Annotated in this window: 20 protein-coding genes; 12 read left to right on the plus strand and 8 right to left on the minus strand. The window is 33.7% G+C overall.

Translation table 11 applies throughout. The annotated features are described in order from the left end of the window. The first annotated feature begins 64 nt into the window (after positions 1-64). Positions 65-943, plus strand: a complete 879-nt coding sequence (locus tag THENA_RS07110; RefSeq protein WP_013756723.1) for an NAD(P)-dependent oxidoreductase — start codon at positions 65-67, stop codon at positions 941-943. Between the two features lie 53 nt (positions 944-996). Here THENA_RS07110 and THENA_RS07115 read toward each other — a convergent pair whose 3' ends face one another. From THENA_RS07115 to THENA_RS07130, 4 genes are read right to left on the minus strand one after another with little or no spacing between them, the layout of a single operon-like run. After that, complete coding sequence (locus THENA_RS07115) at positions 997-1,647, minus strand: amino acid ABC transporter permease (protein WP_013756724.1); 651 nt, start codon at positions 1,645-1,647, stop codon at positions 997-999. Next, positions 1,644-2,321 (minus strand): amino acid ABC transporter permease, encoded by a 678-nt coding sequence (locus THENA_RS07120; RefSeq protein WP_013756725.1) that lies wholly within the window; start codon positions 2,319-2,321, stop codon positions 1,644-1,646. The genes THENA_RS07115 and THENA_RS07120 overlap by 4 nt, the downstream gene beginning before the upstream one ends. Then, positions 2,321-3,133 carry a transporter substrate-binding domain-containing protein gene (locus tag THENA_RS07125; RefSeq protein ID WP_013756726.1) on the minus strand — a complete coding sequence of 271 codons (813 nt, stop codon included), beginning with the start codon at positions 3,131-3,133 and terminating at the stop codon, positions 2,321-2,323. Before THENA_RS07125 ends, THENA_RS07120 begins: the two co-directional genes overlap by 1 nt. A 50-nt stretch (positions 3,134-3,183) precedes the next feature. Beyond that, the gene (locus THENA_RS07130) at positions 3,184-3,918 is read right to left on the minus strand and encodes an amino acid ABC transporter ATP-binding protein (protein WP_013756727.1); all 735 of its coding nucleotides are present in this window, start codon (positions 3,916-3,918) and stop codon (positions 3,184-3,186) included. A 186-nt stretch (positions 3,919-4,104) separates the two neighbouring features. On the opposite strand from THENA_RS07130, the gene THENA_RS07135 reads away from it, so the two are divergent. From THENA_RS07135 to THENA_RS07165, 7 genes are all read left to right on the plus strand, one after another. After that, a complete protein-coding gene (locus THENA_RS07135) occupies positions 4,105-4,377 on the plus strand; it encodes an ArsR/SmtB family transcription factor (RefSeq protein WP_169309425.1) in 273 nt (90 codons plus the stop codon). Positions 4,378-4,534: 157 nt separating this feature from the next. After that, a complete protein-coding gene (locus THENA_RS07140; RefSeq protein WP_154645340.1) occupies positions 4,535-6,283 on the plus strand; it encodes an ABC transporter ATP-binding protein in 1,749 nt (582 codons plus the stop codon). A gap of 23 nt (positions 6,284-6,306) precedes the next feature. Next, entirely contained in the window at positions 6,307-7,575 is a 1,269-nt protein-coding gene (locus THENA_RS07145) for a 3-deoxy-D-manno-octulosonic acid transferase (protein ID WP_169309426.1), read from the plus strand. Further along, on the plus strand, positions 7,562-8,632 hold the full coding sequence (gene lpxK, locus THENA_RS07150) for a tetraacyldisaccharide 4'-kinase (RefSeq protein WP_013756731.1): 1,071 nt from the start codon (positions 7,562-7,564) through the stop codon (positions 8,630-8,632). The genes THENA_RS07145 and lpxK overlap by 14 nt, the downstream gene beginning before the upstream one ends. Then, positions 8,625-9,362, plus strand: coding sequence for a 3-deoxy-manno-octulosonate cytidylyltransferase (gene kdsB / locus THENA_RS07155; RefSeq protein ID WP_013756732.1), 738 nt, complete (start codon positions 8,625-8,627; stop codon positions 9,360-9,362). Before lpxK ends, kdsB begins: the two co-directional genes overlap by 8 nt. Next, positions 9,349-10,377, plus strand: coding sequence for a glycosyltransferase family 9 protein (locus tag THENA_RS07160; protein WP_013756733.1), 1,029 nt, complete (start codon positions 9,349-9,351; stop codon positions 10,375-10,377). The genes kdsB and THENA_RS07160 overlap by 14 nt, the downstream gene beginning before the upstream one ends. Before the next feature lie 52 nt (positions 10,378-10,429). Then, complete coding sequence (locus tag THENA_RS07165) at positions 10,430-11,590, plus strand: S41 family peptidase (RefSeq protein ID WP_013756734.1); 1,161 nt, start codon at positions 10,430-10,432, stop codon at positions 11,588-11,590. A gap of 59 nt (positions 11,591-11,649) precedes the next feature. Here the strand turns inward: THENA_RS07165 and THENA_RS07170 are convergent, their stop codons facing one another. The 4 genes from THENA_RS07170 to THENA_RS07185 all read right to left on the minus strand — a co-directional run bounded on the left by THENA_RS07170 (position 11,650) and on the right by THENA_RS07185 (position 14,837). Continuing rightward, the gene (locus THENA_RS07170) at positions 11,650-12,057 is read right to left on the minus strand and encodes a hypothetical protein (protein ID WP_013756735.1); all 408 of its coding nucleotides are present in this window, start codon (positions 12,055-12,057) and stop codon (positions 11,650-11,652) included. A gap of 106 nt (positions 12,058-12,163) precedes the next feature. Beyond that, positions 12,164-12,622 carry a redoxin domain-containing protein gene (locus THENA_RS07175; protein WP_013756736.1) on the minus strand — a complete coding sequence of 153 codons (459 nt, stop codon included), beginning with the start codon at positions 12,620-12,622 and terminating at the stop codon, positions 12,164-12,166. Positions 12,623-12,658: 36 nt separating this feature from the next. After that, a complete protein-coding gene (locus THENA_RS07180) occupies positions 12,659-13,831 on the minus strand; it encodes an MFS transporter (RefSeq protein ID WP_013756737.1) in 1,173 nt (390 codons plus the stop codon). Between the two features lie 40 nt (positions 13,832-13,871). Then, on the minus strand, positions 13,872-14,837 hold the full coding sequence (locus THENA_RS07185) for an ROK family protein (protein ID WP_041438600.1): 966 nt from the start codon (positions 14,835-14,837) through the stop codon (positions 13,872-13,874). A gap of 130 nt (positions 14,838-14,967) precedes the next feature. On the opposite strand from THENA_RS07185, the gene THENA_RS07190 reads away from it, so the two are divergent. The 4 genes from THENA_RS07190 (at position 14,968) to THENA_RS07205 (ending at position 17,698) form a co-directional block, all read left to right on the plus strand. Next, on the plus strand, positions 14,968-15,318 hold the full coding sequence (locus THENA_RS07190) for an Mth938-like domain-containing protein (protein WP_013756739.1): 351 nt from the start codon (positions 14,968-14,970) through the stop codon (positions 15,316-15,318). Between the two features lie 70 nt (positions 15,319-15,388). Then, positions 15,389-15,757 carry a type IV pilus modification PilV family protein gene (locus THENA_RS07195; protein ID WP_013756740.1) on the plus strand — a complete coding sequence of 123 codons (369 nt, stop codon included), beginning with the start codon at positions 15,389-15,391 and terminating at the stop codon, positions 15,755-15,757. Then, positions 15,754-16,347, plus strand: a complete 594-nt coding sequence (locus THENA_RS07200; protein ID WP_013756741.1) for a PilW family protein — start codon at positions 15,754-15,756, stop codon at positions 16,345-16,347. The genes THENA_RS07195 and THENA_RS07200 overlap by 4 nt, the downstream gene beginning before the upstream one ends. Further along, entirely contained in the window at positions 16,337-17,698 is a 1,362-nt protein-coding gene (locus THENA_RS07205) for a hypothetical protein (RefSeq protein WP_013756742.1), read from the plus strand. Before THENA_RS07200 ends, THENA_RS07205 begins: the two co-directional genes overlap by 11 nt. Positions 17,699-17,743: the final 45 nt, after the last annotated feature.

The following is a 17,743-nucleotide window of genomic DNA, read 5'->3' on the forward strand; positions in this document are numbered from 1 at the left end:
AATATAATACCTGGGAAATAAATAGCTTTTTAAAATTTCAAATATTTAACTTGGAGGTTAGAAAATGCAAATTAACCCACAAACTACCAAAGTAGGATTCATTGGCACAGGAGTTATGGGAAAGAGCATGGCTGGGCACATTTTAGATGCTGGATATAATCTTTTTGTCTACAATAGGACCAAATCAAAAGCTGAAGAGCTTTTGAACAAGGGGGCTGTATTTTTGCCAATTGATGAATTGGCCAGAACTTGTGATCTAGTAATAACTATGGTTGGATTCCCAAAGGATGTTGAAGAAGTTTATTTAGGTAATAATGGTCTATTAAAAAATGCCAGAGAAAATTCAATTTTAATTGATATGACTACCTCTCCTCCTTCCCTTGCTGTAAAGATAGACATAGAAGCAAAAAAGAAGGGCGTATATTTCCTAGACGCACCTGTTTCTGGCGGGGATATTGGTGCTAAAAATGCTACCCTCTCCATAATGGTAGGAGGAAGTGAAGAAATCTTTAATATCGTTCTTCCAATCTTTAATCTATTGGGTAAAAATATTGTTTATCAAGGAAGTGCTGGTTCAGGTCAACACACCAAAATGTGTAACCAAATTGTAATAGCAACGGGTATGATAGGTGTAGCAGAGTCGCTTTATTATGCTATAAAATCAGGACTTGACCCTGAGAAAGTGTTAAAGAGCATTGGTGGTGGCGCTGCTGGCAGTTGGTCTCTGGTAAACCTTGGGCCAAAGATGTTAAAAGGAGATTTTGCCCCTGGATTTTATGTAAAACACTTTATAAAAGATATGAAAATAGCTCTAGATGAAGCAATAAAAATGGGATTAAAGCTCCCTGGATTAGAACTCGCTCTCTCTTTATATGAAGAACTATCAAAAATGGGCGAAGACAATAGCGGTACTCAGGCAATATTTAAGTTATATATGAAGTAAAACACACTATTGCAACGAATAACGCTCAATTGAGCGCTATTCGTTGCAAAAAATTAATAACTTTGATAAATCATCTTCTTTTGCTGATTTCTTGCTATAACCGAAAGAGTATAGTTAATCACAAAGTAAGTTAATGCTATCATTCCAAATAGCACAAAAACCTGAGCAGGCTCAGCATATTGTCCCATAATTATCATCCCCCTACCCGTTAACTCTTCAATGCCTACAGCCCACGTAAAAGATGTATCCTTTATAGTTGTAATAAATTGTGATATAAGAGGAGGTATAACCTTTCTTATGGCTTGTGGCAAGACTATATAAATAAGCGTTTGAGTATAACTAAACCCTTGCGATGCAGCGGCCTCCCACTGACCCTTATCGATTGAGTTAAGTCCCCCTCTAACAATTTCTGCTATCATTGCGGTAGTAAAAATAGTCATAGCAAGGATGGCCGCTTGTATTGGTGGAATGGGTATCATAAATCTGCAAGCAAGTATAAACAACAAAAGTGGAATGTTTCTAATAGAATCTATATAAATTGCAGCAATTTGACTAACAATAGGCTTTTTTGAATATTTTGCTACTCCAAGAATTATTCCAAAAAATGTACTAAAAATTATAGTAAATACTGCTATGGTAAGAGTCACCTGCAATCCTTTTAGTAAAAAAATTAAAATGTTAGGAGCAAAAAGTTCTTCTATCATGGGTTCATCTTGGCCTTTCTTTCAAGATAGTCTGCAAACCTAGCAAGTGGTAAACAAAGGCTTAAATACAACAGACCTACTACTATATATGCTGGCCCATAGTATAGATTATTGCTTGACCATGAATCTGCATGATACATCAGGTCTCCCCCAGCTACCATTGCCATTACTGAAGTGTTTTTTATCAAACTGACAGCCTGATTCGTTAAGGGAGGGAATATTATTATCTTTGCCTGAGGTAAGATTATATATCTCATAGCTTGCCAGAAGGTAAAACCTTGAGAATAAGCAGCTTCCAATTGACCTCTGTGAATAGCCTGAATTCCTGCCCTTACAACCTCTGCGATATACGCTCCGTGATAAACTCCTACCCCAATTACTCCAACAGCAAAAACAGGTAGAACTATATCCAAATGTGGAAGCCCGTTATAAAGAAAAAATACCTGGATCACTAAAGGAGTATTTTGGATAAATTCAACATATATTCGATTAATTATCTTAGCGCTTCTAAATTGACTGGTTGCAAGAACTCCAAAAATTAAGCCTAATACAAGTGCTAATAAGAGGCCAAGAAATGAAACTGATATCGTAGTAACGAAACCCTCTGCAAAGATCCTCCAATCAGAAAATAATTTCTCCCATTTAAATAATGCAAAGGGTCCCGTATCAAACACTACTTAAGTCCCCACTTCTCCTTTAGCTTCTGAAGTGTGCCATCCTTTTGCATCTCTTCAAGAGTTGAGTTTACCAATTTAAGCAGGCCGTCATTTCCCTTTTTCATTGCTATGCCATAATTTTGTGGAGCAAACCTGTCAGGAAGTATGGTAGTAGAATCGTCCAAATAGCCATAAAGTATTGCGCCATCCGTAGAAAAGGCTTGAACTCTTCCAGATTCAAGTGCTGCCTTTATTTCTGGATAGCTAGCAAATTCAAGTACATTAACCTTTATACCCTTTGCTTTAGCCTCAGCTTCTATTGCACCCTTTGTAGTTGCACTTTGTGCAACTCCAACAGTCTTGCCATTTAAATCCGTAAAACTCTTAATTCCAGAGTCTTTCTTTACCAAAAGTGCTACCCCATCAGTAAAATATGGTATTGAAAAGTTGAAACTTTTTTCTCTCTCAGGGGTAATAGTAAAGGTTGCAATAACCATATCAACTTCACCGTTGTCCAAAAGAGGTCCTCTTGTTTTAGGTGTAACAGCAATCAGGTTAACTTTATCGGGATTGCCAAGGATCTTTTTCGCCATTTCGTGAGCAATATCAATTTCAAAACCTTCAACTTTACCTGTTTTTGGATCTTTATATCCAAACTTTGGAACATCGTACTTTACACCCACATTAAGAACACCGCGATCTTTTATGGCCTTAATGTCTGGCGGTACCGCTGAGCTCTCCTGAGGCTTTTGTGCTTGTTGAGAACATCCAGCAATTACAAAGCCCAGAAGAACAATAAAGCCTAAAAATAAGAACTTCAAATTCTTCATTTTCATTCCTCCTTTTTTGAATTTATTAAAATTTCAAATGAAGACAAATCTTAAACCTGAATCTTATTAAGTTTTTCAAGAAAAGCTTGAGTTCTTTCGTGTTGAGGATTATTAAAAATCTGATCAGGAGTACCTGTTTCCATAATCTGACCATCGTCCATAAAAACAATTCTGTCAGCAGCTTGTTTTGCAAATCCCATTTCGTGGGTTACCACAATCATCGTCATGCCCTCTTTTGCAAGGGCTACCATAATATCAAGAACTTCCTGAATCATTTCGGGATCAAGAGCTGATGTGGGTTCATCAAACAGCAAAAGATCCGGTTTCATATTCAAAGCTCTTGCAATCGCAACTCTTTGCTGTTGCCCACCAGAAAGTTGAGACGGATATTTATTATATGCATCTTTTAAACCAACTTTCTCAAGAAGAGCAATCGCGCTTTTTTCAACTTCATTTTTATCTCTTTTTTCAACAAGAATAGGTGCAAGCATTACATTTTCAAGCGCTGTCTTATGAGGATATAAGTTAAAATGCTGAAAAACCATGCCTATCTTTTGCCTTACTTTATTTAATTGAACTTTATTAGCAGTTATTTCTACTCCATTTACAAAGATCCTTCCTGATGAGGGTTTCTCTAAAAAGTTAATACATCTTATCAAAGTACTTTTTCCTGAACCACTAGGTCCCATTATCACTAGTCTTTCTTTAAACTTTACATGAAGATTAATATCTTTAAGAACGTGATGAGTACCAAAATACTTGTTTACATTTTCCATTTTTACCATAAAATTTTTGCCCTCCACAAATAAAAAGAAAACATTTGACTTACATTATACATTAAAACTCGATTAAGTTTTAATTAAAATTTCATAAAATTTTATATAAGATATTTTTATACATTTTAAAGAAAAATTTGATATGATTATATTTAAATCTATATTAATTTAATAACGGAGGTAAAAAAATTGAATTTGGATCAGATTATTAAAATCTCTAATGCTTTAGCAAATGATTCAAGGTTTAAGATTCTTCAATCGATCTCTTCAAACCCTAAAATTTCTTGCACTGAAGTTATCAAAGCTCTCGATATCACCCAACCCGCAGTCTCTCATCACTTAAAGATTTTAAACGATGCAGGTTTAATTGAAATAAACAGAAAGGGTCAATACGGCTTATGTTCTTTAAACAATGCCGTTCTTGAAGACTACCTAAAATCAATACAGAAAATATTTTTAAAAAAGTAAAATAAGGGTTTTTAAATCATATTAGTTTTAAAGCATACTATAACTTTTTCTTTTGATTTTTATTACTAAAAATTAAAGAATTAACTATTTTTTACTTTATGCCCAAGATTAATTAAGTGATATATAATTTTATTCAGACATTGTGAAAAAAAAGGAGTTGAAAGATATATATTTTAGACTTTTAAAATACTTGAAGCCATACATAAAGTATTTTATTTTGGCGCTATTTTTTATGTGTTTGGTTTCAGCAATTATGGTAGCTATTCCGTGGACTTTGAAGGTTCTGATAGATTCTGCGTTAATAAAGAAAGATGCCTTTATTTTAAATATTTTGGCCCTTTCCATGATAGGCTTATATGTTATCAAAGGAATACTAAGCTTTTGTCAGAATTATCTTATGATTTATATTACAAACAACGTTATATCTGATATTAGAGAACAATTTTTTTCTCATATGCAACTAATGCCTCTAGAATTCTTTAAAAGGCATTCTACAGGTGAATTAATGTCTAGATTGACAAACGACACTTTTATTCTGCAACAAGTTTTTTCTACAGGGCTAGTAAGCTTAGTACTTGATACTCTTACTTTAATAGGGGTAGTTTGTTTTATATTTTATATTGATTGGAAATTAACAATGGCAACGATTTTTATTTTGCCTCTTGCATTCCTCGCAGTTCAAAAATTTGGCAGGAGGTTAAAGAGCGTTAGTTATAGAATTCAGGAGAGGTCTGCTGACGTCTTTGCAGTTTTGCAAGAGATTCTCTCCTCTATCAAAATTGTGCACGGTTTTGCAACCTATGAAAAAGAAAGCGAGCGCTTTAAGAAAATAAATAGAGAATCCGTTAAAGCAGTTTTAAAAGCTGGCAGACTAAATTCTATTTATACGCCAGTAATGGAACTATTAGGAGCAATGGGAATAGCAGCTGTATTTTGGTATGGCGGTTATAGAGTTATAAATGGCCATATGACTATAGGAGATCTTATGGCATTTATTGGCTATATTGGTATCATCACCACTCCTGTGAGAAGAATGGGTTCAAATCTTGGAAATATCCAACAAGCAATGGCTGCCGCACATAGAATATTTTCTGTCCTTGATATAGAACCTAGCATAAAAGACAAAGAGGATGCAATCGAAATTAAAGAAATCAAGGGCATGATAGAATTTGACAACGTATGGTTCAAGTATCCTGATGACGAAGAATATATTTTGAAGGGATTAAGCTTTAAAATAATGCCCGGTCAAGTTTTTGCAATTGTTGGACCTTCAGGAGCTGGTAAGACTACGATTATTGATCTTATTATGAGGTTCTATGACCCTCAAAGTGGAAGCGTTAAAATTGACGGTTATGACGTAAGAGATTTATCTATGAGATCTCTTAGAAGACATTTGGGGCTTGTACCTCAAGACGTTATACTTTTCAATACTACAATTTCTGAAAATATTTCATATGGAAAAAGTGATGCTACTACTGAAGATATAATATGGGCTGCAAAAATTTCTAATGCACACGATTTTATTGATAAGATGGAAAAAGGTTATGACACTATTCTTGGCGAAAGAGGAGTAAGGTTTTCGGGTGGTGAAAGGCAAAGAATTTCTATTGCGCGCGCTGTAATAAAAAATCCAAAGATATTCTTGTTAGATGAAGCAACATCCAATCTTGACGCCTCCTCTGAATCTCAGTTTCAAGAAGCTCTTAAGAGAGTTTTAAAAGGAAGAACTACCATAATAGTAGCTCACAGGCTCTCAACAATAATATTTGCAGATAAAATACTGTATCTGGAAAATGGGAAAATAGTCGAAGAAGGTACCCACAGTGAACTAATGAACAAAGAAAATGGAAAATACAGGATGTTATTCGAGCTTCAAACAAAAGAAAATATGTTCGCTTCCCTATGAAATTTCGATCAATAATATATGATTTGCTATTATTAATTGCTTCAACATATGTTATTTTAAAATCTATCTCTAACGAAAGTTATAGAAAAACTATAAAATACAGGTTTACTCTTTCTCAAGATGAACCAGTGCTAAAAGAGTTTAAGAATCAGCAAAAAAAGAGCTCATTTAGTGGTTTGTGGATTCATGCAGCTTCTGTAGGAGAAGTTCTGGGAGCTGTGAATCTTATTAGCAAAATAAGACAAGAATACGAAAATTATCCAATATTTCTTACTGTAACTAATTATGCAGCGCTAAAACTAATTAGAGAAAAATACCATTACATAAATGTAAGAATATCTCCTCTGGATTTCAGCTGGCTAATCTCAAGACTGTGCTCTATACTTCAAGTTCCAAATATTATCATTGTTGAAGCTGAGTATTGGCCTAATTTAATAGATATCTTTTCTAAACATGGGAGAATATTTCACGTCAGCACTAGATTTAGCAAAAAAGCTCTTAACAGATATAAGAACTTTAACTTTTTATTTAAAAATACATTTTCAAAAATTACAGCATTTTTTACAAAAACCGAAGAAGATAATAATAATTTAATTAAATATGGAATAAATGAGAATAAAGTATTTACAGTCGGAGATATTAAAGCCTATCAAAGTTACAAAGATTTTTGTTCAGAAGAAAGTATATTTGATCTAGTAGCAGGTAGCACCCACAAAGGCGAAGAATCAGTTCTGATCAACTTGTATTTGAAGTTTGAGAAAAATATATCACTCGCAATAGCTCCCAGACACCTTTCAAGATTGAACGAGATAATAGCTGAATTAAAAAGAAATGATATTAACTTCTTATTGTGGTCTAAAGATAAGGATTTTATAAAGAGAAACCAAAACCAAAAATCAATAGTTTTGATAGATACAATGGGAGAGCTTTCTGATATATACGCTCTTGGTAAAATTGGGTTTGTTGGTGGGACGCTTCAAAAGATTGGTGGACACAACTTATTTGAACCAGCAATATGTTCCAGGCCAGTACTTTTTGGGAAATATTATCAGAGACAATCTTTTATGGCAGATACATTACTAAAAGAAAATAAAGAAATTTCAAATAACACGTATAAAGGGGCTTATGTAGTAGAAAGTCTTGATCAATTCTATGATTTAGTAAAATATTTGCTTCAAAACAATAACTGGCTTGAAGAAGGCAAGATAGCCAGAAAAAAGTTTGAATATGCCTCACATTCACTTGAGAGAACTTATAATTTACTAAAGGATAAGTTTAATGTTTTTGTATGAAAGACTTTCTTTTTATTGGATAGAATGTGTTAAAAACGAGAAAAATAAAATATTTTTGTCATTTTTATCCTTTTTGAGCCATATATACAAGTTATTTGTTTTAAGAAGAAGGGAAAAAATCTTAGCTCTTCCAAAAAAGAAATTTAATTTAAAAGTTATTGGAGTTGGAAATATAGTTCTTGGTGGCACAGGAAAAACACCTTTGGTTATCTGGCTTACAAAGAAGAATTTAGAAAAAGGCTTACGAGTAGGAATTGTTTTTAGAGGATATGCAGGTGAAGCAAGAGGCACATTACTAGTCCAAGATGGAAAAAATATCTTATCTACTCCTTATGTTGCAGGAGACGAGGCATACCTTGTTTCAAAAAAGGTGCCAGGTACAATAGTAATTGTAGATAGAGTCAAAGAAAGAGCTATTGAATTTCTTCAAAATGAATACAACTGCGATATTGTGATATTAGACGATGCGTATCAATATTGGAGCATAAAAAAAGATTTAGATATCGTAACTATCGATGCAATTAACCCATGGGGTTGTGGCTATATGTTTCCAAGAGGTTTTCTAAGAGAACCCAAAGAATCTTTAGCAAGAGCTAATGTAGTAGTAATATCAAGGTTTGATCTCATAGACCATAAAGATTTACTAAAATTAATGCAAGAGATAAGAGGTATAAATCCTAATACAAAAATATTACTAATGAGGTATGTCTTTAAAAAACTGGTAGATATGTCATTATATAGAGAATATAATTTAAACGTCTTAAATGGCAAAAGAATTTTCGCATTTTGTGGTATCGGTAATCCCGATAGTTTTTTTCTTACATGCAAGAACTTAGGAATAAATATAGTTGGCTCAATGTCCTTTCCAGATCACACAAGATATTCGGAAAAGGATTTATTAAGGCTGTATAATAAATCAAAGACTCTAAATGTTGATGCTTTTTTGACTACAGAAAAGGATATAGTAAAATTTAACTTTTTAAAAAGTCCGAACTTTTTATTATATGCACTATCAATCGAAGCAGAAATTTTTTCAGAAGGGAATAAAGATGTATAAAATTTTAGGTGTAATTCCTTCCAGATTAAAATCCACAAGATTACCAGAGAAGCCATTAAGAAAAATTTTGAACAAGCCAATGATTCAATGGGTATATGAAGGAGCATCCAAAAGTAATTTGCTATCAAATCTTGTTATTGCTACTGACTCAGAAGCTATAGCAAATATAGCAACTACTTTTGGTGCAAAAACGCTTATGACATCAAAATCTTGTAGAAGTGGCACAGACAGAGTAGCTGAAGTTGCGAAAATGTTAACAGATTATGACATCATAGTAAATATTCAGGGCGATGAACCGATGGTAAACGACGTGATAGTTAATGCTCTTATAGAACCGTTTTCGGATAAAGAGGTAAATATGACTTCGCTTATGACCACTATCAAACCAGAGGAGGAATCTGATCCTGCAGTAGTAAAGGTAGTGTGTAAAAAAAATATGGATGCCTTATATTTTTCCAGGTATTCTATTCCATTTGATAGAGACGGTATTGGTATTACTAGATATAAGCATCTAGGCTTTTACGCTTATAAAAGAGACTTTTTACTAATGATTTCCAGTTTACCCCCTACTCCCCTAGAAAAAGCAGAATCTCTAGAGCAACTCAGAGTCCTTGAAAACGGTTTTTCAATTCGCATGAATCTGATCCCTTTCAGCACAAAGAGCGTAGATACAATAGAAGATTTAATAGAAGTTGAAAGGATAATAAAAGAAAAGATTGAAAAATATTGACATCAAAAATATTAAAAAAATAGGCGTAATAGTGGGTAATCCTGGGCTTGGTGACCTTCTGTTCTCTTTTCCTCTTTTTTCTAACTTAAGAAGAAATTTTCCTGAAGCAGAAATATACTTTATTGGGAACCTTAGAGAATATACAGAACCTTTAGTCTTAAGATCAAAAAATATTGACGACATAATTTACTATGAAGAGTACAAAGTCCAAAAGATTCCAGGAGATCTGCTTTATTTCTTCCTTAATTACAGAAAAGAAAAATTCGATCTGATATTCGATCTCCAAAGACACTTTTTAATAACGACATTAACCAAATTTTCTGGGGTAAGAATATTTCAAAGCTTTTCAATGAAACAAATTTTTTCGACCTTCAAATCCGATGATTCACTCAGAAGAAAAGAACACAATGCTTTGCATCACTTAAGACTTTTAGAACCTTTAGGGATAGTTCCAGATCTAATTTGTGAATTAAATTTATTTGAAATTGATTTTAAAAAACCAAAAATTTTCTTAAAAGAAAAAAATATCGATAAGTTCGTTGCAATAGTAGCTTCTTCGGGATATGACCTAAAGAATTGGTCTCAAGAAAATTATATTCAGATTATAAACTATCTGTACGAAAATTTTGGTTACAAATCAATTTTAATTGGATCTAAACAAGATAAAAAGGTTTTGGAAAAGATCTCAAATTTTACAAAAAATGCAATTACAATGCCTGATGATTTCAAAATTGAAGAAACTGCTGCACTACTCAAACTTTCTACGCTTACGGTAGGCAACGATTCTGGTCCTTTACACCTTGCATCGTTTCAAAACATCCCTGTAATAGGACTTTATGGTTCAACAAATCCAAACCTTTGCGGCCCACTTGGAAAGAATTCGGTAGTTTTAAAAACTACCGTTAACTGTGCACCATGCTCCCTTTATTCTTGCCCTTATAATATGAAGTGCATTGATCTTATAAGCATTGAGGATGTAAGTAAGACAATTTTGAAAATTTTAAAGTTAAAATAGTGTTAAGTGATATAATTTTCATTATGTTTTTAATATTTTGAAAGGAGACGTCATGGGCAAAAGGATTAAGTATGGCTTTATTTTGCTTTTGGTTTCAGTAATAGCGTTCTCGGCAGGTTTTACTCTAAAGAGCAATATGGCTTCAGGTAGCACCAATTGGGGAATGTTGCAGTACGTTTATAATCTTGTGGAAAATTATTATGTAGCACCTTCTACTTTAGATCCCACGAAACTTGTTCAGGGCGCAATCAGAGGTATGGTACAGGCAGTAGGCGACCCATATACAAGATACGTCGATCCAGAATCCTTTGCTCAGATGAAAGACCAACTAGAAGGATCGTTTAGCGGCATAGGTATTGAAATGGGAGTTAAGGACAAAAGTATAGTAGTCATAGCCCCTATTGAAGGAACTCCCGCATACAAAGCTGGAATAAAGGCAAATGATAGAATAGTTTCAGTAGATGGTAAACCAATTGATGGAATGGACATAAATCAAGTAGTAAAGCTGATTCGCGGACCGGTAGGAACTCAGGTAAAAATAGGGATAGAAAGAAAAGGAGAGCTTAAAGAATTTGACATTACAAGAGAAACTATAGAGATTAATAGCGTTACATTTAGACCTATTACATATCAGATAGGATATTTGAGAATTAGCACGTTTAATGATAAGACATATGATGAATTCAAGTCTTATTTACCAGAAATAGAAAAAATGAAAGCGTTGATTTTAGATCTTAGGAACAATCCTGGTGGTACTGTAAAGACATGTCTGGACATCGCAGGATACTTTGTTGGGGACAACCCAGTAGTAATAACCGTAGACAGAAACGGCAATCAAACAAAGGTTTACTCTGCTTATAAGAATTCAAAGTTAGATATTCCTGTAGTAGTGCTTGTAAATGAAGGATCAGCTAGCGCCGCAGAAATCTTATCTGGTGCTATGAAAGACTACGGATATACCCTAATAGGTGAAAAAACTTTTGGTAAAGGATTGATTCAATCAGTTATACCTTTGTATGACAATAGCGCTCTTGTAATAACAACTGAAAAATATTTAACTCCTTTAGGACATGATATTAATAAAGTAGGAATAGAACCTAATATAATTATTCCAGATCCAAAGGATTGGCAGGATATAGGCAAAAATCCTGAAAAAGATCCCCAATTAAATGAGGCAATAAAAATCCTTCGTGAAAGAAATGGCATTTATTAATTAATTACTGTCTACAAAAAAAGGGCGCTCATCAGCGCCCTTTTTTATTTGGTCTAAATTTAATCTTCTTCTTGTTCTCCCTCAAAAAAATCTTTGTCCGAAATAGTATCCATTTGCCATTGAACTTCTTTATCTTCAGCATCCAAAGGATAAATTCTTATAGAAAAATCTGGAGTGAATAACTCGAAATAAGACGTATTTGTGTTTGGATCTGTATGTATCTGTAAATATTCAAAGCTATTTACATTTAAATAAATGCGACCATTCATTAGTATGCTTGAATTTGTAGCGTTATTATAAACCCTAAAAACTCTTCCTTCACCAGTTTTTTTTAGGCCGCTTGAGTCATACTGCTCGTATTTAACAAATAACAGATCAGATAAAATCCTTAACATATCCTTTTTTTGATATATAATACCGTCGTTTACAAAACAAGCAACTAAACCACTCTCAACTCGTTTTTGCACTTTTCACCTCATAAATTTAAATTATCATATATAATATTCTATCATTTTTATATATGTTTGGTTACACTCAAAAGATGAAGATATTTAAAATTATCTAACTTCTAATTTATTTTCTTGATTTTAAGAAATCTATAATCTCATTAATGTCAGGAACTTCCTTTATAGGGTATATTTTTTTAAATATTACTTTATGAGATTCGTCAAGAAGTATATTCACCCTGCCCGAAAAGCCAAAATCGCCTAAAAAAACGCCATATTGCTGCGCTAAGCCACCATGTGGCCAGAAATCACATAGCAAAGATATGTTCTTTATGCCAATTATATCTGCCCACGCCTTTTTGCAATAAACTGAGTCAACGCTGATACCCAAACAAACTGTGTTAAGAGACCTAAAGGTATCAAAGTTTTTCTCAAGCGACTTCATCTGTTCTTCGCACACAGGAGTAAATGCAAGAGGATGGAAAGATAAAAGAACATTTTTACCCTTTAAAGATTCAAGAGATACAACGCTGTCATTTTGATCTTTTAAAGAAAAGCTTATAGCTTCTGAACCTATCGATAACATTCTTTACCTCCACAGTTAAATTTTTACTGAAAATAATTATACCTTAAGACTATTTCTAAAATATATAAAGCTTGCTACTGAGAAAAGTTGTGCAATCAATGAGAACATTACTAAGTATACTGGAGATATACCGTATAAAATTCCACAAGCAAAGCTTCCAACAAACCAAAATACGCCTAGTAACGTGTTAAATATACCAAAGGCACTACCTCTTTTGTTAACAGGAACTATATTTGCCACTGCAGCCCTAATAATAGATTCAAGTGCTCCTAAACCAACCCCCCAACAAATCATTCCAACTACTATGAGATAAATTGATCTTGACAAAAATATTAGAGGATTTGCAAAAACTGATATAACAATTGCAAATAAAAGTGCAATAAATCCATTTTTATCAAAAAGTTTGCCAAATAAAATTGCACTCACTCCATCTACTCCCATAGCAAAGGCATATAGTAATGGTATCATCGGTTGTGATATTATCTCAGTCTTTTCAAGGTGAAATGCTATCAAAACAAAGTCCAAAAACCCAACCGCAAAGCCTAACACACAAAAACAATATATCCAAAAAAGTTTTGGCAATCCTTTTGAATCAAGCTCTATTAAATTTATCTCCAACTTAGACGGAACAGGATATAAAAACCTCGATAAGAATAATATTCCTATTGCACACGATGCTGGTAAAAAGAGAAAAAAGAACGCATATCTAAAATTATTCTCTCCCAAAAAAAATAAAACTGAAGCTACAAAAATAGGACCGCTAACAGCACCTATTTGATCGAGAAATTCATGAATTCCAAACCCCCAACCTCTTCCAACAGATTTTGTAGCAAAGGATAGCATTGCATCTTTAGGAGGCACTCTAATACCTTTTCCGATCCTTTCCGTCATCATTGGAAGTATTGCCCACTGCCAGAAAGGGAAAAAAGCTATTAATGGTACAGATAGAAGATTAATAAAATAACCTACAATAGCTAGTACCCAGTATCTATGAGTTTTATCAGCAAGTCTTCCGGAAAAATATCTAATAGCATATCCTAGAAGTTCTCCCAGTCCGCCAATAAATCCTACTACTGCTGAACTGGCACCCAGTATCTCAAGATATTGTCCTGAGATTGATCTTGCCCCCTCATAAGTCATATCTGCAAATAAACTTAGTAGTCCTACAAGAATTATGAAAACAATTGACTTCTTTTTGATCTCGTCCAAAAAAACACCCCCTTTAAAGTTAATCTTCAAAAAAGGATTTTTAGAAAGAATCTACTATATCTAAATCTAACACGCTCCCATAAAGAGATGAATCGTCACCAAAAAAACTTTTCACTAACTTTATTTTATTTATTGGAGCCATTTTTACGTGTTCTTTCGCAAAGTTTCTAATTTCCTCAATAATATATTCCTGATTCGAAAGACCGCCTCCTAAAACTACGCATTCAGGGGAAAGTATTGTGATGATGTTGCTAATTCCAATTCCAAGGTACATAATAGCCCTGTTAAGAATTTTCCATGATGTATCGTCTCCCTGACTGGATGCATAAAAAACGTCTTTTGCACTAATTGTGCCGTTCTTCTTGTAAATTTCGTAAAGAATGCCAGATTTCCTAACCAAAGCCTTAGAGGTTGCATCTCTTGAGATGGCATAACCTGAAGAAACAGCTTCTAAACATCCCCTGCTTCCACACCTACACTTTGGACCATTTGGAAGAACTATCTGGTGACCAAATTCTCCTGCACTATCCATAAAACCTCTGTAAATCCTACCATTAATAATAATTCCCCCGCCTATTCCAGTAGACAGGGTAAAATAAACTAAGTTTTTATATCCCTTGCCAGAACCAATTTTGTATTCAGCAAAGGCCGCAGCATTTGCATCGTTTTCAAGACGTACATAGGTATCAAATTTATTTTTAAAAAATTCACTAACTCTTACCTCACCCCAACCAGGCAAATTTGGTGGATCTTTTACTATGCCCAACTTTGTATCGCAAGGACCAGGAGCGGATATGCCGATTGCAAACTTTGAATTTGGTTTCTTTAAACTCAAAATTTTTTTCGCAATCTCTTCCAATAACAACTTAGGATTATCTTTATAGCGGAAAGTTTCTATAACTTCCTTTTCTTCTAATTTAAAACTCCTTGAAAAGCGCCCCACCCTTGTTCTTGTGCCGCCGATATCAATGCCTATATAGTAATCAAATTGTGTTATGTCTGCCATATCAATATTGTATATTATTTTTATTATTTTGTAAAAATTAAACATCTTTATAATGAAATATATAGTTTTACAATATATGTAGTAAATTAATATTTAAGACTAAAACTACCTAAAGAAGGGGTGAGAATTAGTGATAAATTTTTATAAATTTGGTTCTATAGAGATAAATGGCAAAGAGTATACAAAAGACCTGATTTTTACAAAGGATGAAATACTTGTTTATCCGTGGTGGAGGAAAGAAGGACATGTATTCTCTCTTTCTGATATTGAAAGTATACTTAATAAAGTAGAAAATGTTACACACATAATATGTGGAACCGGCGCATATGGAATGGTAAGAGTTGAAGATAATCTAATCAAATATTTTAAAGATGCAAAAAAGGAAGTTTTGGTATACAATACAAAAAAGGCTGCCGATAAGTTTAATGAGTTAATAAGTAACAATCATTCACCAATAGCACTCTTTCATCTTACTTGTTAAATAAATTGATCTTTTATCTTTTTTTTGGTATATACTTAAAATTAGTTAACTAAAATATAGGGAGAAAAAAGTGAATAAAAGAGGGGTAACTTTGATAGAGCTTTTGGTTGCATCTGTTTTTTTGCTTGTTGCCCTCATCATTCTTGCTTGGGGTCTGTCATCATCCCTAAAGGCATCAACAAACAACTATATTCTAAATCAAGCTAATATACTTGCTGACTCTCAGATGGAAAGTTTAAGAGCTCTAAGTTTAGGGACTTCTGTAAACATTCAGAACCCAAATTACTGCGTTAATAATGGAAAGATATGCTTTAATCTAACCGCTGTCCGCTCAAAAGATCCAAACTCTAGCTGTGACATACTAAGTGTAACTGTCAGCGATACAAAATCACCTCCAAGGTTTAAGGACATAAATTTGCAATCTGAGGCGTGTCAATGAGAGAAAGAAGTGGTTTTACACTTACTGAGTTTTTGGTAGTTATTGTAATAGCATCAATGATTGCACTTGCTGTAATATATGCTTTATCAAGCGGCGGCAAATCATTTGTTAAAAATCAAGAAATAGACAATATATCTGTTAGTGTCCCAAACATTCTTTATAGTATGTCAAGAGAAATTAGAGAAGCTGGATATATAAACTTACAAAAAAACCCAATCGCGATAGTAAATCCAAACGTAGTTTGTGCTCAGGGAAGTAGTGGTTATATATCCTTTAACCTTGATATTCCTACCTCTCAAAATCCTGATGGAACAGGCACATATAGCGTAGTGAAATATCAATTGCAAAATGGTAATCTATCAAGATGTGTAAACAATACAAATTGCACAACACTTAATCCCCCAAATGTTGTCTTTACAGATTTTTCGCCCACACTTGGGACAGTAAATTCAAGTGTTAATTTTGTTCCAAATCAGACAGACTCTTCAGGAAATTATAATATAGTCCAGATTGGTATAACCGCAAAGTTAAAATCTGGTAATAATTCTTATACGTTCACAAAGGAGGTGAAGTTAAGAAATGTTCAGTAAAAAACTTTCTGACAAAAGCGGGTTCGCTTTGCCAATTGCAATTGGAGCTTTAATATTTTTTATCATAGTAATTGGAGTATGGGCAGCTTTAAACCTATCTCTATTTAAAGCTTCCTCTGCACAAACAGGCTCTGTTCAGGCTCTAGCTGCCTGCGAAGAAGGAGTATCCTATGCATCATCTAAAAATCTTCCAGTTGGAAACACGCAATATACTTCTAAAGAGGGTTTAAACGTAAACATTAGCATTACAAGTCCCTCTGGTTCTTCAAGTTATATTACAAAAATTATAACTGCATCTGTAAGCGCACCCCAAAAGAGATCTGTAACAGTCTATCTGGGGAACGTAATTCCTGGTGCAGTTATCGCAAATGGGGATATAAATATGAACAGCAACTCAGAAATTACTACAAACAATCCAAATATTCCTGGAGCACTTCTTAGTGGGACTCTAACAAAAGATTCAAACTCATCTGTTATAGGGCCTCCACAGTTTCTTCCAGACTTTACCCCTTATAAGAACGCTATCCATCAGGTAGTCAGCAGTATGACTCCAAGCATACCACCAGCACCCACAAATTATACTTTACTTTCTAATTTCACTTGCGGTCAAACGTTGACGGGAAATTATATTTTGACGAGTAATCTTCCAAATAAATGTAATCTCACCATAAATGGCAATCTTGTAGTAAATTCTTCAAATTTTGTAATTGATACAAATAGTTCTCTCACTGTAAATGGTAATATGTGGTCAAATAACCTTAACCTGAACTCAAATGCCAGTCTAATTGTTAGCAAAAATTTATACGCAAACGGCAGCGTAACAGATAATTCTAACTCACAGATTAATATAGCCAGCAACATTATTTTAACGGGTAGCAACTCAAACCTCATCTTAAACAGCAATTCAGATACAATTTCAGGAAGTATCATTACAACTGGAAATAATACCTCGGTAACATTCAACAGCAATTCTACTGTTGGCGGTAATATTGTAATTTATGATGGAAATTTAACCTTTAACTCCAATGTACAAGGGTTAAATAATAATTTAATCTACGTGGGAGACAGTTCTGGCTCATCTTTGTTGGGCAATCTAACTATTAGTAGCAACAATACCATAAATGGTCTCGTCTACGCTTCTGGATCAGCCCAAATAGGAAAAACAACTGTACAGATGAATTCTAATTCAAATATAAATGGTGCCTTACTAGTAGAAAGCGGAAACTTACAAGTAAATGCTGGTAGTAGCATAGTTTATAATCCTGCTACTTTCAGTAATATAACCAATCTTTTGTCAAATTATTTAAGTGCTCCCATCATTACAGGCTCATGGCATGAACCAGCATCTTAAATTTGAATATTGTTAATATTGCAATTTATTTATTTTGTAATACAA

Source organism: Thermodesulfobium narugense DSM 14796 (assembly GCF_000212395.1).
GTDB lineage: Bacteria > Thermodesulfobiota > Thermodesulfobiia > Thermodesulfobiales > Thermodesulfobiaceae > Thermodesulfobium > Thermodesulfobium narugense.